Source organism: Hymenobacter arcticus (genome assembly GCF_054779975.1).
Window position 1 is genome coordinate 157,093 of record NZ_BAAGXF010000010.1, and the last position, 22,766, is coordinate 179,858.

Consider the following 22,766-nt stretch of genomic DNA (forward strand, 5'->3'; position numbering starts at 1 on the left):
TCTTCATTCCCACGCCGCCCGCACTTTGCCCCGCCTTATGGACGTTCGCCGCTCTTTCGATATTCTAGCCAACCAACTCGAAAAATTCCCCAAACCCGATGCGCTCGCGGGCAAAATCAACGGCCAATACGTGCCCTTGAGCAGCCAGCAAGTGCAAGACCAAGCTAATCTGGTGAGCCTGGGCCTGCTCAAGCTGGGGCTGAAAAAGGACGATAAAGTAGCCATTATCAGCCTGAACCGGCCCGAGTGGCTGCTCGCCGACTTTGGCATTGCCCAAATTGGCGGCGTTAGCGTGCCCATGTACCCCAGCATTACGGTTGAGGACTACAAGCACATTTTCACCGATGCCGGCGTGCGGGCCGTGTTCGTGTCCGACCAGTCGCTGCTGGAGAAAGTGCAGGAAGCCACCAAGGACCTCGACATTCCGGCCGACAACGTGTTCACGTTTGATAAGTGCGTCGGGGCCCGCCATTTCAGCGAGCTGCTGGACCTGGGCCGCCAGGGCAACCCCGCCGACCTGGAGCCCCTCAAAGCCGCCGTGCAGCCCGACGACCTGCTCACGCTCATCTACACCAGCGGCACCACCGGCAAGCCTAAGGGCGTAATGCTCAGCCACGACAACCTGCTCAGCAACTGCCGCAACTCGCAGCCGTTCGTGCCCGTCAGCAACGATGATAAGGCCCTGAGCTTCTTGCCGTTGTGCCACATATTCGAGCGCATGGTAACGTATTTGTACATGATTAACAGCGTGAGCATCTACTACGCTGAGAGCATGGAAACCATCGCCGACAACCTGCGTGAGGTGCAGCCCAGCATTTTTACCACCGTGCCACGCCTGCTCGAAAAAATCTATGATAAGATTGTGGCCAAGGGCCACGAGCAAACGGGCATCAAGCACAAGCTTTTCTTCTGGGCCCTGGATTTGGGGCTAAAGTTTGACCCGCAAAAAAATCAGGGCTTCGTGTACAACACCGAATTGGCGCTGGCCAACAAGCTCATATTCAACAAGTGGCGCGAGGCGCTGGGCGGCCGTTTGCGCTGCATCGTGAGCGGTGGCGGAGCCTTGCAGCCGCGCCTGGCGCGGGTGTTCTGGGCGGCTCAGATTCGGGTGATGGAGGGCTACGGCCTCACCGAAACCTCGCCCGTAATTGCCGTAAACGGCTACGAGCCAGATAATAACATGATTGGCACCGTGGGGCCGCTAATCCGAAACATGGAGGTGAAGATTGCTGAGGATGGCGAGATTCTGACCAAGTCGGCCTCCGTGATGAAGGGCTACTACAACCAGCCCGAGCTCACGGCCAAGGAGATTGACGCCGACGGCTGGTTTCACACCGGCGACATCGGCGAGTTTATCAATGGCAAATTCCTGAAGATTACCGACCGCAAAAAGGAAATGTTCAAAACCAGCGGCGGCAAGTACATTGCCCCGCAAGTCATTGAGAATAAGGTAAAAGAAGACCCGCTGGTAGAGCAGCTGATGGTAGTAGGAGCCGACCGCAAGTTTGCGGCCGCGCTCGTCATTCCGGCCTTTGACGAGCTCAAGAAGTGGGCCGCCAAAAACGGCGTAACCGCCACCTCACCCCAGGATTTGGTGAAGGACGAGAAAGTGGTAAAGCTCTACCACGACCTAATGAGCAAGTACAACCAAAGCTTCGCGCAGTGGGAGCAAGTCAAGAAAATCATCCTGCTGCCCGAGCACTGGACGGTGGAAAGCGGCGAAATGACCCCCACCATGAAAGTGAAGCGCAAGGTGATAACGGAGAAAAACCAGCCGGCCATCGATGAGCTCTACGAGCGGGCCGACAAGGAGCCCCACGAGCGCAAGGCGCATTGAGCACCTTTTAACTCGTCACGCTGAACGCAGGAAAGCATCTCGCGTGGTGCATTAATCTCGAACGTTGAGAATTAGTGCACCACGCGAGATGCTTCCCTGCGTTCAGCGTGACAGCCACTTTTTGACTAGCTAAGTAGTATGCAAGCCTAACAAATTTCTTCGTATGTTTACCGCACTTTCGCTGCGATATGAAACCCGAAGAAACCGTCGATTACAACATTAAAGTAGCCTGGCATGCCATTTCGCGCATGTACAACACGCAGGCCACCCGCTACGACATCACTACGAGCATCGGCTTCGTGCTGCTAAATATCGACCAGGAGCTGGGCACGCCGGCCACGAAAATTGCGCCCTTGCTGGGCCTCGAAACCCGCTCGCTCACGCGCATTTTGCGTAGCATGGAGGAGAAGGGGCTCATTTACAAGCAGGCCGATACCCAGGACAAGCGCTCGGTACGCATTTTTCTCACCGAACTGGGGCTGGAAAAGAAGGAGGTTTCGCGCCAGACGGTGCGGCACTTCAACCTGAAAGTGCGCGATAAAATACCGCAGAGCCAGCTAGACGTTTTCTTTAAAGTGGCCAGCCAGATTACGGGCATGATTGAGGGCAAAACGCTTTTTGATGACTTTGAATTGAAGCCACTACGCAAGGAAACGGCGGCATAATAAAATCGTTTGTCATGCTGACGAAGGAAGCATCTTATCACGACTGCCTTCGCTAGCTATTATTTCCCACCCAACCCAAGCGGAGCGAGCGTGATAAGGTCCTCCGCTGTGCTCAGGATGACAGAATAACGTATGAAACGCATAATCAAGAAAGTTGCCGTGCTGGGCTCGGGCGTGATGGGTTCGCGCATTGCCTGCCACTTCGCCAACATCGGCGTGCCGGTGCTGCTGCTCGACATCGCGCCCAAGGAATTGACGGCCGATGAGGAGAAAAAAGGCTTGAAGCCGGATGCGCCCGCCGTGCGCAACCGCATCGTAAACAGCGCGTTGCAGGCCGCCGTGGTGGCTAATCCGTCGCCTTTGTATCGCAAGAGCGAGGCCAGCCGCATCAAGACCGGCAACTTCGATGACAATCTCAAGGAAATCGCATCCTGCGACTGGGTGATTGAAGTCGTGGTAGAGCGGCTCGACATCAAAAAGGGCCTCTACGAGCGCGTAGAGCAGTTTCGCAAGAAGGGCACGCTGATTACGAGCAACACTTCGGGCATCCCGATTCACCTGCTGGCCGAAGGCCGCTCGCAGGATTTCAAGGAGAACTTTGCGGGCACGCACTTCTTCAACCCGCCGCGCTACCTGAAGCTGTTGGAGATTATTCCGACGCCCGACACCAAGCCGGAAGTGCTTGATTTTCTACTGCATTACGGCGACCTGTACCTGGGCAAAACGGTGGTTTTGGCCAAGGACACGCCCGGCTTCATTGCCAACCGCGTGGGCGTATTTGCCCTGCTCGACGCCATGCAGACCATGCAGAAGCTAGGCCTGACGGTGGAGGAAACCGACAAGCTCACCGGCCCGGTTATCGGCCACGCCAAGTCGGCCACGTTGCGCACTTCCGACGTGGTAGGTCTGGATACGACCATCAACGTGGCCAACGGCCTGGCCCAGGGCCTGCCCGACGACGAGGCCAAGGACGTGTTCGTGCTGCCCGATTTCGTGAAGCAGATGGGCGAAAGCAAGTGGCTGGGCGACAAGACCGGTCAGGGCTTCTACAAGAAAGTAAAGGGTGAAGGTGGCAAGTCGGAAATCCACGCGCTAGACCTCAATACCCTGGAATACAAGCCTTCGCAGAAGGTGAAGTTTGCCACGCTAGAGCTGACCAAGAGCATTGATAAGCTAGCCGACCGCTTCAAAGTGCTGGTAAGCGGCAAGGACAAGGCCGGCGAGTTTTACCGCCTGAGCTTCGGCAGCCTCTTCGCCTACGTGAGCAACCGCATCCCCGAAATCGCCGACCAGCTGCATAAGATTGACGATGCGCTGCGCGCCGGCTTCGGCTGGGAGCTAGGGCCGTTTGAAACCTGGGACGCGCTGGGCGTGCAGGCCGGCATCGACTTGGCCAAGGCCGCTGGGCGCACGGTAGCCCCGTGGGTGGAGGAAATGCTAGCCGCTGGCAATCAGACCTTTTACAAGGTGAGCACTGCCGGCAAGCGCGAGTTTTACGACAAGGAAAGCAAGCAGTACCAGCCGGTAGCGGGCGTGGAGAATTTTATTATTCTCGACAACCTGCGGGCCAGCGGCAAGGTGCTGTGGAAGAATGCCGGCGCTTCGGTTATTGACTTGGGCGATGGCATCCTGAACGTGGAGTTCCATTCCAAGATGAACTCGCTGGGCACCGACGTTATCCAGGGCTTGCTGAAAGGCGTGGAGATGGCCGAAGCCGGCTATCGCGGCCTCGTGGTGGGCAACGATGCGCCGAACTTCTCGGCCGGTGCCAATTTGGGCCTCGTGTACATGCAGGCGCTGGAGCAGGAGTTTGACGAGTTGAACCTGATGATTCAGCAGTTTCAGCAGGCTATGATGCGGATGCGCTACAGCAGCATTCCGGTGGTGGGCACCCCGCACGGCCTCACGCTGGGCGGTGGCTGCGAGCTCAACCTGCACTGCGACAAGGTAGTAGCGTCGGCCGAATCGTACATCGGCCTCGTGGAGTTCGGCGTGGGTTTGATACCCGGCGGCGGCGGCACCAAGGAAATGACCCTGCGCACCGCCCTCAAGTACGAGGATGGGGAGCCGGAATTCAACCTGCTGCGCAACACCTACATGACCATCAGCACGGCCAAGGTTTCGACTTCGGCGGCCGAGGCGTTCGACCTGGGCTTCCTGCGCCGGGGCGACGAAATAGTGGTCAACCCCAACCGGGTAATCGCCCAGGCCAAGGCCGCGGCCATTGAGCTAGCCGACGCCGGCTACTCGCAGCCCAACCAGAAAACCAACATCAAGGTGCACGGCAAGGGGGCCATTGCCATGTTCCGCACCGGTGTGTACGCCATGCAGCAGGGCAACTACATCTCGAAACACGATGAGCTGATTGCTAATAAGTTGGCCTACGTGATGTGCGGCGGAGATTTGAGTTCGCCCACCGAAGTTTCGGAGCAGTACCTACTGGATTTGGAGCGCGAGGCGTTCCTGAGCCTCTGCGGCGAACGCAAGACTTTGGAGCGGATTCAAAGCATTCTCACTACTGGCAAGCCGCTGCGTAACTAATTTTTAGCGCGAAGTTTCGCGAAGAAAAAAGCGAAGTTTGGCAAAGCCGCCCCGGACGAGTCGTTAGCGCGGCTTTACTAAACTTCGCTTTTTTTCCTTCGCGAAACTTCGCGCGCCCCCCTACCCCACCCTAGTATCATGGCTAATACCGCATATATCGTGGCCGGCTTTCGCACGGCCGTTGGCAAAGCGCCGCGTGGCGTCTTCCGTTTCACCCGCCCCGACGACTTGGCGGCCGAGGTTATCAAGCACCTCGTGAAGTCGGTGCCCGCCCTGGACCCCAGCCGCGTCGATGACGTGATTGTGGGCAACGCCGTGCCCGAGGCCGAGCAGGGCCTGCAAATGGGCCGCCTCATCTCGCTGCTTGCACTGCCCATCAACGTGCCGGGCCTCATTGTGAACCGCTACTGCGGCTCGGGCGTGGAAACCATTGCGATGGCGGTGGGCAAAATCACGGCCGGCATGGCCGAGTGCATCATCGCGGGCGGCACCGAGAGCATGAGCATGGTGCCCACTGTAGGCTGGAAAACCGTGCCCAACTACAAGCTCGCCAACGAGCACCCTGACTACTACATGGGCATGGGCCTCACCGCCGAAGCCGTGGCCAACGACTACAAAATCAGCCGCCAGGACCAGGACGAGTTTGCCTACAACTCGCACCAGAAGGCCATGAAGGCCATCAAGGAAGGCAAGTTTGCCAAGAGCATCGTGCCTATCACGGTGGAGGAAACCTACCTCGACCAGGCCACCGGCAAGAAGAAAAACCGCTCCTACGTGGTCGATACCGACGAAGGCCCCCGTGCCGATACCTCTATCGAAGCCCTAGCCAAGCTGCGCCCCGTGTTCGCCGCCAACGGCAGCGTAACGGCCGGCAACTCGTCGCAAACCTCCGACGGTGCGGCCTTCGTGCTGGTGATGAGCGAGCGCATGGTGAAAGAGCTAAACCTGGAGCCCATTGCTCGCATGGTCACCTACGCCACCGAGGGTGTGGACCCACGCATCATGGGCATGGGCCCGATTGCCGCCGTGCCGAAAGCCCTGCGCCAAGCCGGCATGAAGCTGGAAGACATTGACCTGTTTGAACTGAACGAAGCCTTCGCTTCGCAGTCGCTGGCCGTGGTGCGCGAGCTGGGCATCAACACCGAGAAGCTAAACGTGAACGGCGGTGCCATCGCGCTGGGCCACCCGCTCGGCTGCTCGGGTGCCAAGCTGAGCATCCAACTCTTCGACGAGCTGCGCGACCGGGGCCAGAAATACGGCATCGTTACCGCCTGCGTAGGCGGCGGCCAGGGCGTGGCGGGGATATATGAGTTGCTGAAGTAGGCATTACCTACCTATTTCGTCATGCTGAACGCAATGAAGTATCTCGTTCGCTTCACCCGCACAATTCAACGAAGCGAGCGAGATACTTCACTGCGTTCAGCATGACGAAATAGCTTATTTGCTTCCAGTATGAAAAAACGATTGCGCAAGAAGCTGCGGCTTAAAGAGTTTGAAACGCCCCAATGGTGGATTCGCTGCAAATTTCATAGTGGCTTGAGCGAAGACCAAGTTGATGAAATAAAAGAACGGTTTTCAACGCTTGCCAATCTACAAGGATTTTCTGTTTTTCGAGCTTGTGATGTTAGTGGCTGTTCATTCATACTTGATGGCAGTCGACGTTACAAAGCTCCGACTGAGGAACAGCGGCAAAGCTTTTCCAAGTACTTACAAGCATTACCTGAGGTAATAAGCATTGAGGATAAAGGTTTAGGCTATTTATAAGACGGTGACTGACTACCCGAATTATTCCGGGGTTTTCTTTCGATTAAATAGTCGGCACGCCTAACATTTTTTACTTATCTTGCAACACTAATTCGGGCATCTTGTTGTTCCCCAATTACGCGGCAAGCCTAACAGTTTACACTCCCACCTTACCTATTTACCATCATGGAAGTATCGAACAAAGCCGTCGTGAAAGGCGGCGAATTCATCATCAAGCCCACTGAGGCTCAAGACGTTTTCACGCCCGCCGACTTCACGGAGGAGCAGAACATGATGTACCAGACCTGCGTGGACTTCCTAGCCGCCGAGGTACACCCACTGCTTGAGCGCCTCGACAACCACGAGGATGGCCTCATGCGCGGCCTGATGGAAAAGGCCGGCCAGTTGGGCCTGTTTGGGGTAAGCGTACCGGAGCAGTTTGGCGGCCTCGACATGGACTTTCCAACCGCCCTGCGCGTGACGGAAGGCGTGGGCGGCGGCAACTCGTTTCCGGTGGCTTTCGCGGCGCACACGGGCATTGCCTTGCTGCCGATTCTGTACTTCGGCACCGATGCGCAGAAGCAGAAATACATCCCCGGCCTCACCGACGGCACCCTAATGGGCGCGTACTGCCTCACTGAGCCTGGCTCGGGGTCAGACGCGCTGGGCGCGAAGACCAAGGCTGTGCTGAATGCCGAGGGCACGCACTACGTGCTGAACGGCCAGAAAATGTGGATTACCAACGCTGGCTTTGCCGACGTGTTTATCGTGTTTGCCAAGATTGACGGCGAGCAGTTCACGGGCTTTATCGTGGACAAGGATACCCCCGGCCTGAGCCTCGGCAACGAGGAGCACAAGATGGGTATTCGCGGCTCATCGACGCGCCAGGTATTTTTGAGTGATGCGCAGGTACCCAAGGAAAACGTGCTGGGCGAGATTGGCAAAGGCCACCTCATTGCCTTCAACGTGCTGAATATCGGCCGCATTAAGCTGGCGGCAGCTTGCCTGGGCGGTGCCAAGGCCACGGCTACGCAGAGCGTGAAATATGCCAACGAGCGCGTGCAGTTTAAGCTGCCCATCAGCAAGTTTGGCGCGATTCGCTACAAACTGGCGCAGCAGGCCATTCGGATGTACGCCGTAGAATCGGCCATCTACCGGGCTGGTGAGGACATCTACCGCAAGGAGCAGGAGCTGCTGGCCAGCGGCCTGGGCACCAACGAAGCGTTGCTGGGCGCGGCCCGCGAGTTTGCCGTAGAGTGCGCTATTCTGAAAGTAGAAGGCTCAGAAGTGCTTGACTACGTGACCGATGAGGGCGTGCAGATTTACGGCGGCTACGGCTTCTCGTCGGACTACCCGATGGACCGCAACTACCGCGACTCGCGCATCAACCGCATTTTCGAGGGTACCAACGAAATCAACCGGATGCTGGCCGTCGACATGATTCTGAAGAAGGGCATGAAGGGCGAAATCGACCTTATGGGCCCGGCTCAGGCCGTGCAGCAGGAGCTGCTGAGCATCCCGAGCATGGGCGAGAGCGACGACTCGGCCTTCGCGGCTGAGAAGAAAGCCATCGCCAACATGAAGAAGGCCATCCTGATGGTAGCCGGCGTGGCTGTGCAGAAATACATGAACTCGCTCGCCAAGGAGCAAGAGGTGCTGATGAACATCGCCGACATGGCCATCAAAACATACACCGCCGAAAGTGTGGTACTGCGCGTGGAGAAGGAAATCGCCGCCAAAGGCGAAGAAGCCCTGGCTCAGCAGCTCGATATGGCCCGCGTGTATCTCTCCGACGCCATCGACCTAGTGGAGAAGTCAGGCCGCGAAGCTATCGCCAGCATGACCGAGGGCGACGAGCAGCGACTCATGAGCATGGGTCTCAAGCGCTTCACCAAGCCCGACTTGTTCAACGTGAAAGACGCGCGCCGCCGCGTGGCTGCCAAGCTCATCGAAGCCAACGAGTACTGCTACTAGTTTGCATTCTTAAACAGCTTAAGCTAATTATGCAGCTGACGCCGCTAATGCGGCTTCTTCTCTGATTAGTTCGATAATTTGGCAAACAGAAAAGGCTACTCGAACGAGTAGCCTTTTCTGTTTGCTTTAATTTCTACTTCTTTTCTGAGCAAGTCCACCGCGTTACGCAAAAAACTAGCTTAATGCACTCTTGCTGTATAGGTTACTTCAACTTGACGGTATTGAGTTGCAAGGCAGCTGACTTTTTGCTGGGGCGGCTGACGCCAAGAATGGTTTTAGGATTGAGCCAAGTAGTAAAGTCCTTGACGTAAGCCAGTTGCTGGTCGTTGGCTACGTTGAGTTTGAGGCGCTGCGGCTCGCTGATAACGCCGGTTGCGGCCTGCACTTTGCGCAGGTACAGGTCCGACTTGTTGTTAATAGTTTCCAGCGTCATCAACTGCACGTCTTCACCAAACACGGCGGCGCGGTAGCCAATACCCGTGTAGCTGTCAATAGCCGGGGCCACCTGGTCTTTGGCCACGATAGTGTGCCAGGTAGGCGTCAGGAACGGGCTGTAGCCGAACAGGTACAGCTCGCGGGCGTGCACGGGCAGCTCGGGGCCGCCTTCTTCAAAGTGGCGCTCGGCAATGATTACCAGGTTCTTGCTGTCCGTCAGCAACATATCACCTAAGTATATATCAGCCAAGCTTTTAGCTTCTTTACCGGTGGCCTTGCTGATTTCGGCTAGGAAGGCGGGCGCGAAGGGCAGTTCTTCGGCTAGCTTCAGCTTGCTTTCGGCAAAGTCGAAGCGTACTACTTTCAGGCCGCTGAGCTGGCCAGTGCGGTCGTTGGCGCACAGGGCAGCCGCGTAGAGTTGGCCATCGGGCTGAAGGCTGAACTTGGCATCGCGGATGGTAATGGGTTGGCCACTGAAGGTGCCGCCCACCGGCACGCCCAGCACCGGAATGGCCGTGGCTACGCCCACGCGGTCGGGCGTGGCGGGGTAGCGGCGCACAGTCAGCTTCTTCATGCCATCGCCGAGCAGCGTCACGTACTGCGTACCATCGTTGGCCAGCAGCACGTTGGGCGAGAAGAAATCGCCCTGGTCCTTAAAATCGTAGCTGCGGTCCAGAATTTTACTCAGCTTTTGGTCGTAAAGCATACCCTCCAGGGTAACTACTTGCGCCTCGCGGGTGACGTAGCGGAAAGCCAGCAGGCGGTTACCATCGGGCGAGAGGCGCACACCGGGGCGACGGTCGCGGGCTGGAGCCGACACCAGCACTACCGGGGCACCCTTCTGGCCACCACTCAAGCCAAATACCTGTGCAGTAAGGTTTTGGCCGGTTTCATCGGCGCGGTGCACTACCACCCAGGCCTGCTCGGCGCTGTGGCCAAATGCCTCCACGGTTTCGCCGGGGGCCACAGGCAGGGTGGTGCTCCACTGCTTTTTGAGGTCGGCGTCGTAGCGCTCCACGGCGTAGGCACTGCCGCTTTGGTGGGCCAAAATGAGGAAGCCGCTACCATCGGCCAGGGCCAGCGTTTTTTGGGGCACGCGCTGGTTGTAGCGGTCTTCGCCCTGCTCGGGCAGGTAGCTGAAGGGGGCCGACTTGGTTTTTTGGGCTTGCGCCGGGTGGGTAGTGGCTAACAAGCCGCTCAGGGCCAAGGCAGCCAAACCAAAAGAAAATCGCATGAAAAACAGGGTCAGAAAATGGGCCTCCAGTAGCACCCAGTACCCCAAAAGTACCGGCTACTCGCCAAGCCAGCGCAACTGACCGAGCAATTTGCCCCACTCATCGGCCCTTCCAGGCAACTCGGCGGTCGTAACTTTGCAAATAATCGGTGGTAACTTAACTTTAATATTCAAAGCACAACTATTACCACCGCCACTCGTTTAAGGGGCGCACTCTAGCTACACAGACTGCACCTCTCCACCCTCCTCCTTTTCCCACCCACTCGCTAATTTCCTGTTATTTAAATCAACTACACATCCTGGCACCATTTTTGAGGTAGCACGTGCCCCTACCCTTATCTTATGAAATCTTTGCTCAAACTCGGTTCTTTATTTGCCCTTATCGTTGCCGGCCGTTACATGCACCAGACCGAAGCAGCTTCGGAAGCAGGCATTGCTAACTCTCCACTGCTATTCACCCCCAGCACGGCTACTACTATGACGCTGACGCGCTACACGCAGGAGCAGCCAGCGAATACGTTTACTCCCGTTAATCAGCGAGAGCAAGCACAAACTTCCGTTACTTGGTTTTAACGGCTAAGCGGTTTCACTAGAAACCGCTTTTTTTATGCCCGGCCGGGTGGTGTTCGTTACTAAATAACTACTACCACCGGTCGCCCTCAGCTAATGCGGCTCCAGTTAACGGCCGTGGGGGGCAGGCTTTCGATGTGGCGGCGAATGTTGCCGTGCTCGGGCCGGGCTAGCTCGGGGTCGTCGGCCAGAATGGTCTGGGCGGCGGCCCGGCTCTCGCTCAGGATGCGGCCATCCTTGGCCAAGTCGGCGATGAGTAGGTCCAACACGCCGCTCTGCTGAGTGCCCATGAGGTCGCCGGGGCCGCGCAGCTTCAGGTCAATATCGGCTATTTCGAAGCCGTTGTTTGTCCGTACCATCGTTTCGAGGCGGGTGCGGCTGTCTTTGCTCAGCTTGTAGCCCGTCATCAGGATACAATAGCTTTGGTCGGCCCCGCGGCCCACGCGGCCCCGCAGCTGGTGTAGCTGCGAGAGGCCGAAGCGCTCGGCGCTCTCAATGACCATTACGGAGGCATTGGGCACGTTCACGCCTACCTCGATAACGGTGGTAGCCACCATTATCTGGGTTTCCTTTTTCACGAAGCGGGCCATTTCGAAGTCCTTTTCCTCGGCCTTCATGCGGCCGTGCACAATGCTGATTTGCAGGTCGGGAAAGGCGCGACTCACGCTCTCGTAGCCGTCGGTGAGGTCTTTGTAGTCCAGCGTTTCGCTCTCCTCAATGAGCGGGTACACAATGTATACCTGCCGGCCCAGCGCCACCTGGTCGCGGATGAACTGAAACACCTTCAGGCGATTGGAATCGTAGCGATGCACCGTCACGATGGGTTTGCGGCCGGCGGGCAGCTCGTCAATCACGCTCACGTCGAGGTCGCCGTAGAGCGTCATGGCCAGCGTACGCGGAATGGGCGTGGCCGTCATCACGAGCACGTGCGGAATTACGTAGGGATTTTTTTGCCACAGTTTCGAGCGTTGCGCCACCCCAAAGCGGTGCTGCTCGTCCATTATAGTCAAACCTAGGTTACGAAATTGCACCACGTCTTCGAGCAGGGCGTGGGTGCCCACCAGCATTTGCATGGTGCCCTCGCGCAGCTGCTCGTGCAAGATGCGCCGCTGGGCTGTGCGGGTGCTGCCCGTGAGTTTGCCTAGGTTGATGCCCAGCTGGTCGGCGTACACTTTCAGGCCCTGGTAGTGCTGGTCGGCCAAAATTTCAGTAGGGGCCATGAGGCAGCTTTGCGCGCCGTTGTCGGCCGCCATGAGCATGGCAATGAAGGCCACAATCGTTTTGCCCGAGCCCACGTCGCCTTGCAGCAAGCGGTTCATCTGCTTGCCCAGCAGAAAGTCCTTGTAAATCTCGTGGATAACCCGCTTCTGCGCCCCCGTGAGGTCAAAGGGCATAATTTCCTTGTAAAAATGCACCAACGTCGGCACCTCATTAAAAATCTGCCCCGCCAGCTCCACCTTGCGCTGGTCTTTTTGGCGCAGCAACTTAAGCTGAATGTAAAACAGCTCCTCAAACTTGAGTCGGAACCGCGCCTTTTCCAGCAGCTCGGGCGTCTGCGGAAAGTGAACCTGCTGCAAGGCCGTGGCCTTATCCAGCAGCGCATAGTTTTGGATTAGTGCCGGCGAAAGCGTTTCGGTTACTTGGGGCAGCGCAATCTTCAGGAGGTCGCCCACCATGCGCATAATAGTCTTGCTATCAACGCGATGGTAGTTTTTTAGCTTCTCGCTGGTATTGTACACGGGCTGCAAAAAGCTCTGGCCAGGCTTCTGCTCGCTCACTTCCTCTAGTTCGGGGTGGGCCATCTGGGGCCGCCCGTTGAACATAGTGGGCTTGCCAAATACGATGTATTCCTGGTGGTTTTTGACGACCTTTTCCAGGTAATTCACACCCTTAAACCACACTAGCTCCAGCTCACCGCTGGCATCACCCACCTTGGCCACCATGCGCTTCTTGGGCCCCTCCCCTATCACTTCGCGCCCACGCAAAATGCCCTTCACCTGCACATAAGGCAAGTCATCGTGCAGGTCTACAACATTATAAAACTGCGTACGGTCGAGGTAGCGAAACGGGTAGCGCTGAATGAGGTCGCCGTAGGTAAATAAACCCAGCTCCTTGCCCAGCAGCTGCGCTCGCTGCAAGCCCACGCCGCGCAAATATTCGAGCTTGGTTTGAAAGAAATTACTCATTTAATAAGCTGTTAGCTTATGGATATTAGCTGTCAGCGCTTTTTATAAAACCACTAAGGAAGACCATCCGCAAGTTAGCTTTTCACTAGGAGAAAAGCTAACAGCTAATAGCCATGAGCTAACAGCTTATTTACTTATACTTCAACGTGTTGAGCATCTTTATCATATCGTACTTCACGTATTCAATCACCGGGGCCAGCGAGTCGTTGGCAGTAGCGGTGCGGAAGTACAGTGCCGCCCGAAAGAAATGCTTGGTACTATCAGTAGTGTAGAACTGAAACTGGCTGGGCACCTCGCCTTCCAACTCAAACACGGAAGCCCGCATCCCGTTGGGTGTACGCAAAATTTTCTCCTCAATCGAGGTCGCCTTAATCTGGTGCTTGCCGGTGAGCTTGCGCGCATCCTCCATCATCTTGTTATAGAGCTGGCGGTTGTGCACTACGTTGGTATACGTAATCTGCACGTTAGCATGTAGTTGCGGGTAATATACATTCAGCCAGTCGGGCTGCGCCAGGTACGATGAGTCGCGCAATACCTTGGCTTGCTGCGAATACTCAAACGTGTAGGGGTGCCCGGCCGGCAGCGCCCGGTAGCGGTGCGGCGGCAGGTCGATGCGGTTGTAGCCCTTGGGCTTAGGCGTGTAGTCGGGGGCCGACGAGCAGGCGCTCAGCAGCCCGGTCGCGCCCAGCGCCAGCAGTGTTACCCTCCCAAAACGAACAACAATCATAGAATGCAAAAGCCAGGCGAATCCCAAAGTTAACAGGTGCCCTGCGGCCTAACGCCAAAAAGCCCCGGCTTGGTGCCGAGGCTTTAAGTTTAGCAGCAACTGGCCGCTGGCTAGGCTTGTTTTTAGAAAGGCAACTGGTCGAGTTCGGGCTCCTGACGCAGGCTCACGCTCTCATCGGGGGCAGCCTGGGCCGTGGCCCCGTTGGCGGGAGCCGAGCCACCGGGCCGGCCGCCCAGCAGCGAAATTTCTTCGGCAATAATCTCGGTGATGTAGCGCGTCTGCTGGTCTTTGTCCTGGTACTGTCGGGTGCGCAGCTTGCCTTCGATGTACACCTGGCTGCCCTTTTTGAGGTACTTCTCGGTCAGCTCGGCCAGGCCGCGCCAGGCCGAAATGTTGTGCCACTCGGTGCGTTCCACGCGGGCACCTTGTTTGTCTTTGTAATATTCGTTGGTGGCGAGGGTAAAATGGGCCACGCTATTGCCCCCCTCCAAGTGGCGCACTTCAGGGTCTTTCCCCAGGTTACCCACCAAAATCACTTTGTTTACTCCGGCCATAATCTTGTACTTTATAGCGTATGCGACAGCCAACCACAGCTGTCATTGACGGGTTAAAAGTACGAAATAATTTTTGCTTTTGCAAATTTTATTAGCAAATAAAATCCACTGACGCTAGCAAGGATTTACCCATTGTAACCTGTGCAATACCAGCAAGAAGAAAGCTGCGCGCGAATAAATTACAATTGATTACTCAACAATGATTTAGCTCACTTTAACCAGATAATTACTGATTAACACGGGTTTAGGCAGTTCTTCGATTTCGGCTGGCGAATAAGCGCGCAAACCGGTGTCACGCATGGCGGTTTCAGTTAGCGGCGCGGCTAGCTCCACTGCGTGGAAGCGGGCCTCCAGCTTCTGGTGGCTGAGTACGTGACGCAGGGCGGGGGCGGGCCGGTCTTCGGCCACGCGGCTGGTGTCGGGCTGGCCGCCGAGGGCCTCCACGTGGCGCAGCACTTCGGCGGCAGGCAGGTCGGCGCTATCGGTTTCGGCCAGGGCAAAGTCATAGAGGCCCTGCCAGATATCGCCGGCCAAGCGCTCTTTCAGGTACAGCTGCTCGCCGTGGCGCAGCACCAGGTAGTGGAAGAAGCGCACCCGCGCCGCCTTGGCCTTGCTCTTAACGGGTAGCAGCGCCACCTGCCCGTGCTGAAACGCCCAGCAGGAGCTTTGCAGAGGGCAAAAAAGGCAGTCGGGCTTGGCAGGTGTGCATTGCAGCGCCCCAAACTCCATGATGGCCTGGTTGAACTCGGCAGCCTCGGCGGGCGGCAGGTGCTGGTCGGCCAGCGCCTGGAATTCTTTGCGCGAACTCGGCGCCGCAATGTCGGAATGCAGGCCAAAAACCCGCGCCAACACCCGAAAAACGTTGCCATCGAGCACCGCCACGGCCTCGTCGAAGGCAAAAGATGCGATGGCCGCCGCCGTGTAGGGACCCACGCCTTTGAGCTGGCGCAGGCCGACATAGGTATCCGGAAATTGGCCGCCGAATTCGCTCACCACCTGCTGGGCCGTGTGGTGCATGTTGCGGGCCCGGGAGTAGTAGCCCAGCCCCTGCCAGTGGCGCAGCACCTCCTGCTCGGGGGCAGCGGCCAGGTCGTGCACGGTGGGGTAAGAGCCCAGGAAATCAAGGTAATACGGCAAGCCTTGCGCCACCCGGGTTTGTTGCAGAATAACTTCGGAAAGCCAAATGGCGTACGGGTCCCGGGTGTGTCGCCAGGGCAAGTCGCGCCGGTGGCGCGGATACCAGGCCAACAAAGCCTGCGTTAGGAACGAGCGGCCCGAAAAAGGGGCCGTAGCGGTGGGATTTTTAAGCAAAATAATGAGACAGAATATTTTGGCTAATGGAGAAACTTGGAGATTTCCATTGGCCGAACAAGAATTAAGTAGTACCTTTGCGCTCCGTTTCGAATGGCGAACTCCCTACCGGGCAAGGATTTACGTCGGAAACGGTTGATTATCCGCCTGATATTTTTTTTTCACTTTTAGTACCCCCCTTACCAACGTGACCAAAGCTGAGGTAATTTCCGAAATTTCGCAGAAGACTGGCATTGAGAAAGCCGATGTTCTGACGACCGTTGAAGCCTTCTTCAAAGTAGTGAAGGATTCGATGACCGAAGGTCATAACATTTACGTGCGTGGCTTCGGCTCGTTCGTAAACAAAAAGCGGGCTCGTAAAGTCGCCCGTAACATCTCGAAAAACACGTCGCTCATCATCGACGAGCACTACATCCCGAGCTTCAAGCCAAGCAAGACTTTCGTTGCCAAAATTAAGGGCAGCAAGAAAATCACGGGTGATGTATCGGCTAAAGCCCCCAAGGCTGCCAAAGGCACCAAAAAGGCCAAAGCTTAGTTGTTAACAAGCTGCTGCTTGTAAAAGCAAGGGGGTGATAAGGGCGGACGTGGCTAGCCGTAAGGTCGGCCGCGTGTTCCCCTTATCACCCTCTTGCTTACCAGCTTAACTCACTTTCCAATGGCTACCACTTCTCCTACTAGTACGCACCAACTGTTGCTGCTAGCCGGTGCCCTGGCACTGGCAGGCGGGCTTTATGCCCTGCCCAAAGGCATTGTGAAGCCCAAAGAAGGCAAAGCGGAACTGACGCAGGATGCGGCACGCACGGCCAACCGCGACGGGGGTGGCGCTGCCACCAACGGCTCGAAGGCCGATGCCTCATCAGGCCCACGACCAGCCGAAACCGGTACCGTAGCCGACGGTCACGTTCATAAAGAAGGTGATGACCACGGACCGGAGGCCAATGCGCCCCACACGCAGGCCACCGCTGCTCAGCGCCAGGAGTTGAATACGCTACTGGCTCAGTACCACACCAGTACGTCGGCCAACCGCCGCCAAGTGGCTACTACGCTGGCCGCCCGCTACGCCACGGTGCAGCGGTTTGATAGCGCCGGTTACTATCTGACTACGATTGCTACCGTGCAGCCCAGCGAAAAGGCCTGGCAACAGGCCGCTGATGCTTACTTCCAGGCCTATAGTTTTGCAGCTTCGGCCGAGCGCAAGAAGATGCTGGGCGACCAGGCGCGGGAGCTGTACGATAAGGTACTGGCTGCCAACCCGAACAACCTGGACGCCAAAACTAACCTCGGGATGGCCTACATGAGTAGCGACGACCCCGTGAAAGGGATTGGCCTGCTGCGTGAGGTGTTGGAGCAGGACCCTAAGAATGAAAAGGTGCTCTACAACCTAGGCATTCTGGCCATTCAAAGCAACCAGTACGACAAGGCTATCGAGCGTTTTTCGCAGTTGGTGCAGGTCAACCCGAAGAATGTGGAAGGGCAGTTCTACTTAGGCGTGTCTTTGGCCCGCACCAAGCGGAGCGAAGCAGCTCAGGCGGCCTTCCAAAAAGCCAAGGCCCTCAGCAACGACCCGGCCCTGGCCGCTTCGGTTGACGAGGAGTTGGCTAAAATCAGAAATTAATCCCTGCTTTCGAGCAACTGGCCGCCGGGGCGTTACTTTTACACCCCCAAACCACGAACAACAAACCAGGAATACTTCCTATCTACCTTTTAACTCACCACGACAATGCCCTGCGGTAAGAAACGTAAACGCCATAAGATTGCCACCCACAAGCGTAAGAAGCGCCTGCGCAAGAACCGTCACAAGAAGAAGTAATCTTCTGACTTAGTGCGGAGTAAGGGGTGGGCAGTGCGCCGCGCAAGCGGTTACTGCCCACCTATCTCTCACGTAGCCTCCGCCACGCGGACGACTAACGTGGTGTTGCCGGACTGCCTACTTTGGGCAGCAGCCGTGGCTCGCGAGGGGAAGCTGGGACACTCTGGTCCTGGCTTCCCTTTTGCTGGTTTCGGGGCATTCCAACCCGTGTTCGGGGCCAGGCGGGCTACTTTAACTAAACCTACTACGTTGAGCAATGAATTAATAATCAACTCCACCCCCGAGGGGGAAAGAATTGCTTTGCTCCAGGATAAGCGGCTGATTGAGTATCACTTTGACCGTAACGACACCAACTACGCAGTGGGTGACATTTTCCTGGGTACGGTGCGCAAAGTGATGCCGGGCCTCAATGCGGCCTTCGTGGATATTGGCTCCGAAAAGGATGCCTTTCTGCACTACGGCGACCTGGGCGAGCAATATCCGTCCCTCAATAAGTGGGTGGGCAGCGTGCTGAAGCACCAGGCCCCGGCCGCTGGCCTGGAAAACTTCAAGCTGGAAGCGCCCCTCGAAAAAGTTGGCAAGGCCGACAGCGTGTTCAAAAAAGGCCAGAGCCTGCTCGTGCAGGTGGTAAAAGAGCCGATTTCGACCAAGGGGCCGCGCGTAAGCACCGATATTTCGATGGCCGGCCGCTACCTGGTGCTAATGCCGTTTACGAATACCATCTCGGTATCGAAGAAAATAGTGAGCAAGGCGGAACGCGACCGCCTTAAGCGCCTCATTGCCAGCATTAAGCCTGAGGGCTTTGGCGTAATTATCCGCACGGTGGCCGAGGGCCACGAGGTGGCCGAGCTGGACCGCGACATGCAAAGCATGGTTGAAAACTGGGAAACGCTCTATACCAACCTGCGCAAAGGCCAACCCCGCGATAAATTGCTGGGCGAGCTGGGCCGCACCTCTTCCATGCTGCGCGACATGCTCAACGAGTCGTTCGACTCGATTGTGGTGGACACGCCGGGCCGGTTTGAGGAGATGAAGGAGTACGTGCAGAAAATTGCCCCCGATAAGCTTGGGCTAGTGAAACTGCACAGTAACAAAGCCAAGGTGTTTGAGCACCTGGGGATTGAGAAGCAACTCAAGACTTTGTTTGGTAAGACAGTGAGCGTGCCGGGCGGCGGCTACCTCGTGATAGAGCACACCGAGGCGCTGCACGTGATTGACGTGAACTCGGGCTCGAAAAGCAACCAGGAAAACGACCAGGAGGCTACGGCCCTCATGATTAACCTGCTGGCCGCCAAGGAAGTAGCGCGCCAGCTGCGCCTGCGCGACATGGGTGGCATCATCGTGATTGACTTCATCGACATGCGCGCCGCCGAGAGCCGTAAGAAGGTGGAGGACGCGGTGTACAACATCATGAAGCAGGATAAGGCCAAGTTTACCATTCTGCCGCTCACCAAGTTTGGTCTGATGCAGATAACCCGGCAGCGGGTGCGCCCGGCCGAAACCATCATCACCGGCGAGGTGTGCCCCACCTGCGGCGGCACCGGCAAGATTTCGGCTTCCATCCAGGTGACCGACGAGATTGACAACAGCATCGACGACTTGCTGGTGAATCAGAACCAGAACGGTCTCACGCTGTACGTGCACCCCTTCCTGCACGCTTACTACACTAAAGGCTTGGTAAGCAAGCAGATGAAATGGTACCTCAAGTACTATAAGTGGGTGAAAGTGATGAAAGACACCGCCCTCGGCCTCACTGATTTCCGCATCGAGGACGAACACGGCGAGCAAATTGAGCTGCACTCGGCCGCCGGCGCCATGGCCCGCGCTCAAGACCGCGAAGTAATCGCAGATTTAGACTAAATCGCAGATTTAGACAGATTTCGCTGATTCGGACGACTTCTAACGGAACCTACTAAAACGTAAAAGCCACTCCTTGCGGAGTGGCTTTTACGTTTTAAAGCTGAGCTATGCAAAGCTGACAGGAATAGTCCGAATCAGTGAAATCAGCTCAATCTGTCTAAATCTGCGATTAAAATTTGAGGCCTAAGTCGAGGGCGAATACGCTGTTTTTGATATTGACATCGCTGAAGCCACGGTTCTTTTCAAAGTAGCGGTCGAGGTCGATGAGGCCGTGGTGGTAGCTGATGCCGGTGAGGACTTTGGTGCTTTTGCCCAGCTGATACTCGACGCCGAGACCGCCGATGAGGTTGGCATCGACGGCAAAAACGTGCTTGGAAGCGTCGGTTTGGGCAAAGCCATTATAGGAATCAGTATAAAACTTATCGCCGTTGATGCGGGTCGAAACGGGAAAAGCTACTGAGCCCCCAACTTGAAAATATACGCGGGTAGCGGGGGCTATTTCATTGGTAAAGAGTTTTATAGTAGCTGGTATTTCTAAGTACTGGATAGCTATCTTTTGGTCGATTCGGGTGCCTGAAGTGGAAGAAGACAATGGCCGCTCAAGGTATGAAATTGTACCACCCTTACCCGTCAGAAACAGGCCGGTATTAAAGGCGTAGTTTTCACCGAAAAAGTAATCCATGAAAATGCCGCCGCCAAAGCTAAACTTGCTGCTCTCGCTCTGGAAAGAGGTAGCCGAAGGCGAATCGGTACGCAGGTAGGTGATGGAGGGCGAAACCTTGAGGCCGATTTCGACCTGGGCGAAGGCGGCGGGAGCCACGGCGAGCGCCGCAACAGTGAGGAGGATTTTTTTCATAAGTAACGGAAAATAACGCTTGGCACTACGAAACGGGATGCGGCGTTGGAAACATGTAATTTTGCACAAAAATACGCTGCTTTTGAAACACTCTCTTGCTATATCGGCGCTGCTGCTAGCTGCCACGGGGCTACTGGCCGGTTGCCGCCAGGGCCAGGAAGGTGGCTGCCGCCCCGACCTTGCCGCTGATGCGCCCGTTGCCCCCGTGCACCTCAAGCACTTAGAACAGGCTTTTTTCCAGATTAAGAATCCGGCCGAAGGGTTGCAGTTTATGCGGGCCAATCCGGTTTTTGCCCAATCTTTCTTGCTTTCGGGCCAGGTGCCAGCCGATACGGTGGCGCGCACACTGGCGCAGCTAGCGGGCAACGCGGGCCTGCAAAAGCTGGGCCGCGAAACGGCGGCCGCCTTTCCAGATACGGCGGCGCTACGGCAGGATTTAGGCGAGCTGTTTGGGAGGGTGCATTACTACTTCCCCGATTTTAAGACGCCGCCGGTGGCCGTTACTAATGTCAGCGGGCTGCTGGGCAAGGGCATCTTTGTGAACGATAACCTACTGGTGCTCAACCTAGACTGGTACGCCGGCCCCAAAGCCAGCTACCGGCCCGATATGCCACAGTACATGCTGCGGCGCTACCGCCCGGCCGACCTGCTGCCCGCCTTGGCTACGTCCGTGGCCGACAAGTACAACAAGCACCAGCTCACGGCCAACTCCATGCTCGACCAGATGGTGGACCAGGGCAAGCGCCTCTACTTTGCGGGCGCGGTGCTGCCGTGCGCTCCCGACTCGCTGCTACTGGGCTACTCGGGCAAGGAGCTTAAGAATGTGCAATTTAACGAGGCGCGCATATGGGGACATTTCTTGGAGAATAACCTGTTGTTTAGCACCACACCGTTTGAGATTCAGAAGTACGTGGGCGAGCGGCCCGCGGTGCCCGAAATTGACCGCACCTGCCCCGGCCGGGTGGGTCAGTGGGTGGGTCTGCAACTCGTGCGCAAGTACATGGCTGAGCACCCGGAGGTGACGCTGGCCCAACTTATGGCCATGAAGGATGCGCAGCGCCTGCTTAATGACTCGCACTACCGACCGAAAAAGTAATGAACAATGAGCAGTGAACAGTGAGCAATTCTAGACTAGACGACGCCGCCTGTTAATTGCTCATTGTTCACCGCTCATTGTTTATTGAAACCATGCACATTGCCGTTTTCAGTCAGTACCACACCAGCCCCGACTGCCCGGCTACCAGTCGACACTATACGCTGCTGACCGAACTCGCCAAGCATCATCGCGTTACGCTGCTTACTACCCCAGCCTGGCGGCCCCAGCAGCTGACGCACGAGTGGCCCTGGGTGCCGCCGGGTGTGGAGCTGCTGGAGGCCAACATTCCGTATGAGAACACGATGGGGCCGGCGCGGCGGGCACTGGCCTTTGCGCAGTACGCGGCCTGGGCGGTGCGGGCGGGCCGCCGCATGGCCCGGCCCGATGTGGTGTGGGGCATCAGCACGCCGCTAACGGCAGCGTGGGCGGCGGCGCGGGTGGCGCGCTACTGGGGCGTGCCGTGGGTGTTTGAGGTGCAGGATTTGTGGCCCTCGTTTCCGGTGGCGATGGGCGCGGTGCCCACGGCGCTGGCCCGGCAGCAGCTGTTTGCGCTGGAAAAGCGGCTGTACCAGCGTGCCGCGCACATCGTGCCGCTCTCGCCCGATATGAGCCAATACGTGAAGCAGCTGGGCATTCCGGCTGCTAAAGTCACGACCCTGCTTAATGGTACCGACCTTGGCCTGGCCGCCCGCGCCACGCCGGAATCAGTGGCCAAGCTGCGGATTGAGCAAAGCATAACTAGCAGTAAGACTGTACTTTACGCCGGCACCTTTGGGCGAGCCAATGACATGCCCACGGTAGTGGCGGCCGCTGAAGCACTGGTAGCCGCTGACCCGGCCGTGACTTTTCTGTTTTTGGGGCACGGCTACTACGCGCCGCTGGTGGCGGCGGCGGCGACGCGCTGGCCGGGGCGCATCCGGCTGGTGGGCGGGCAGGCGCGCCACGCGGTGTTCAGCTGGTTTGCGCTGGTCGATGCGACGGTGGTTTCCTTTCTGGATATGCCAGTGCTGGACACCAACTCGCCGGCTAAACTATATGACTCGCTAGCCGTGGGCACGCCCGTGGTGGTTACCAACCGAGGTTGGACTAAGAGACTGGTGGAGCAGCACGGCTGCGGCTGGTACGCCCCCGCTGGAGATGCGCGAGCGCTGGCGGCGTGCCTACAGCAAGCCTTGGCTGACCCACTGGCTTTGGCCGCCGCAGGGCGGCGCGGCAAGGCCCTAGCGCAAGCTGAGTTTGACCGGGTACTGATAGCCGGGCGCATGCAGCGCATTTTGGAGCAGGCGAGTAAGAGGCTATCCAAATAGGGATTAATTTGGGGTATGGCTACTACTCAAGAGTTCATCATTTCCGATACGTTATGGGCT

At 57.1% G+C, this 22,766-nt stretch carries 18 protein-coding genes; 12 read left to right on the forward strand and 6 right to left on the reverse strand.

What is annotated here, in order from left to right:
- The first annotated feature begins 37 nt into the window (after positions 1-37).
- The 6 genes from ACYVGC_RS16935 (at position 38) to ACYVGC_RS16960 (ending at position 8,760) form a co-directional block, all read left to right on the forward strand.
- On the forward strand, positions 38-1,837 hold the full coding sequence (locus ACYVGC_RS16935; RefSeq protein WP_460585030.1) for an AMP-dependent synthetase/ligase: 1,800 nt from the start codon (positions 38-40) through the stop codon (positions 1,835-1,837).
- Positions 1,838-2,025: 188 nt separating this feature from the next.
- Positions 2,026-2,502, forward strand: a complete 477-nt coding sequence (locus ACYVGC_RS16940) for a MarR family winged helix-turn-helix transcriptional regulator (protein ID WP_460585031.1) — start codon at positions 2,026-2,028, stop codon at positions 2,500-2,502.
- Positions 2,503-2,634: 132 nt separating this feature from the next.
- Positions 2,635-5,043 carry a 3-hydroxyacyl-CoA dehydrogenase/enoyl-CoA hydratase family protein gene (locus ACYVGC_RS16945; RefSeq protein ID WP_460585032.1) on the forward strand — a complete coding sequence of 803 codons (2,409 nt, stop codon included), beginning with the start codon at positions 2,635-2,637 and terminating at the stop codon, positions 5,041-5,043.
- 138 nt (positions 5,044-5,181) lie between these two features.
- On the forward strand, positions 5,182-6,366 hold the full coding sequence (locus ACYVGC_RS16950) for an acetyl-CoA C-acetyltransferase (protein ID WP_460585033.1): 1,185 nt from the start codon (positions 5,182-5,184) through the stop codon (positions 6,364-6,366).
- Positions 6,367-6,495: 129 nt separating this feature from the next.
- Positions 6,496-6,807, forward strand: coding sequence for a 50S ribosome-binding protein YggL (locus tag ACYVGC_RS16955; protein WP_460585034.1), 312 nt, complete (start codon positions 6,496-6,498; stop codon positions 6,805-6,807).
- 165 nt (positions 6,808-6,972) lie between these two features.
- Positions 6,973-8,760 (forward strand): acyl-CoA dehydrogenase family protein, encoded by a 1,788-nt coding sequence (locus ACYVGC_RS16960; RefSeq protein ID WP_460585035.1) that lies wholly within the window; start codon positions 6,973-6,975, stop codon positions 8,758-8,760.
- A gap of 202 nt (positions 8,761-8,962) precedes the next feature.
- On the opposite strand, the gene ACYVGC_RS16965 is transcribed toward ACYVGC_RS16960, so the two are convergent.
- Positions 8,963-10,429 carry a hypothetical protein gene (locus ACYVGC_RS16965; RefSeq protein WP_460585036.1) on the reverse strand — a complete coding sequence of 489 codons (1,467 nt, stop codon included), beginning with the start codon at positions 10,427-10,429 and terminating at the stop codon, positions 8,963-8,965.
- A gap of 342 nt (positions 10,430-10,771) precedes the next feature.
- On the opposite strand from ACYVGC_RS16965, the gene ACYVGC_RS16970 reads away from it, so the two are divergent.
- The gene (locus ACYVGC_RS16970; protein WP_460585037.1) at positions 10,772-11,002 is read left to right on the forward strand and encodes a hypothetical protein; all 231 of its coding nucleotides are present in this window, start codon (positions 10,772-10,774) and stop codon (positions 11,000-11,002) included.
- Positions 11,003-11,088: 86 nt separating this feature from the next.
- On the opposite strand, the gene recG is transcribed toward ACYVGC_RS16970, so the two are convergent.
- From recG to mutY, 4 genes are all read right to left on the reverse strand, one after another.
- Positions 11,089-13,185, reverse strand: coding sequence for an ATP-dependent DNA helicase RecG (gene recG, locus ACYVGC_RS16975; protein ID WP_460585038.1), 2,097 nt, complete (start codon positions 13,183-13,185; stop codon positions 11,089-11,091).
- A gap of 130 nt (positions 13,186-13,315) precedes the next feature.
- Positions 13,316-13,912 carry a gliding motility lipoprotein GldD gene (gldD, locus tag ACYVGC_RS16980; protein WP_460585039.1) on the reverse strand — a complete coding sequence of 199 codons (597 nt, stop codon included), beginning with the start codon at positions 13,910-13,912 and terminating at the stop codon, positions 13,316-13,318.
- A gap of 122 nt (positions 13,913-14,034) precedes the next feature.
- Complete coding sequence (locus tag ACYVGC_RS16985; RefSeq protein WP_460585040.1) at positions 14,035-14,466, reverse strand: single-stranded DNA-binding protein; 432 nt, start codon at positions 14,464-14,466, stop codon at positions 14,035-14,037.
- Between the two features lie 204 nt (positions 14,467-14,670).
- Positions 14,671-15,777 (reverse strand): A/G-specific adenine glycosylase, encoded by a 1,107-nt coding sequence (gene mutY, locus ACYVGC_RS16990; protein ID WP_460585041.1) that lies wholly within the window; start codon positions 15,775-15,777, stop codon positions 14,671-14,673.
- Between the two features lie 187 nt (positions 15,778-15,964).
- Here mutY and ACYVGC_RS16995 point away from each other — a divergent pair, with 187 nt between their 5' ends.
- The 3 genes from ACYVGC_RS16995 to ACYVGC_RS17005 all read left to right on the forward strand — a co-directional run bounded on the left by ACYVGC_RS16995 (position 15,965) and on the right by ACYVGC_RS17005 (position 19,447).
- Complete coding sequence (locus ACYVGC_RS16995) at positions 15,965-16,312, forward strand: HU family DNA-binding protein (RefSeq protein WP_283563909.1); 348 nt, start codon at positions 15,965-15,967, stop codon at positions 16,310-16,312.
- Positions 16,313-16,432: 120 nt separating this feature from the next.
- Positions 16,433-17,392: a tetratricopeptide repeat protein gene (locus tag ACYVGC_RS17000; protein WP_460585042.1), complete on the forward strand. Its 960-nt coding sequence runs from the start codon at positions 16,433-16,435 to the stop codon at positions 17,390-17,392.
- A 444-nt stretch (positions 17,393-17,836) separates the two neighbouring features.
- Positions 17,837-19,447, forward strand: a complete 1,611-nt coding sequence (locus tag ACYVGC_RS17005) for an Rne/Rng family ribonuclease (protein WP_460585043.1) — start codon at positions 17,837-17,839, stop codon at positions 19,445-19,447.
- Positions 19,448-19,616: 169 nt separating this feature from the next.
- Here ACYVGC_RS17005 and ACYVGC_RS17010 read toward each other — a convergent pair whose 3' ends face one another.
- Positions 19,617-20,303, reverse strand: a complete 687-nt coding sequence (locus ACYVGC_RS17010; protein WP_460585044.1) for a porin family protein — start codon at positions 20,301-20,303, stop codon at positions 19,617-19,619.
- Between the two features lie 82 nt (positions 20,304-20,385).
- On the opposite strand from ACYVGC_RS17010, the gene ACYVGC_RS17015 reads away from it, so the two are divergent.
- Positions 20,386-21,399 (forward strand): gliding motility protein GldB-related protein, encoded by a 1,014-nt coding sequence (locus ACYVGC_RS17015; RefSeq protein WP_460585045.1) that lies wholly within the window; start codon positions 20,386-20,388, stop codon positions 21,397-21,399.
- Between the two features lie 92 nt (positions 21,400-21,491).
- Positions 21,492-22,706 (forward strand): glycosyltransferase family 4 protein, encoded by a 1,215-nt coding sequence (locus ACYVGC_RS17020; protein ID WP_460585046.1) that lies wholly within the window; start codon positions 21,492-21,494, stop codon positions 22,704-22,706.
- Positions 22,707-22,766: the final 60 nt, after the last annotated feature.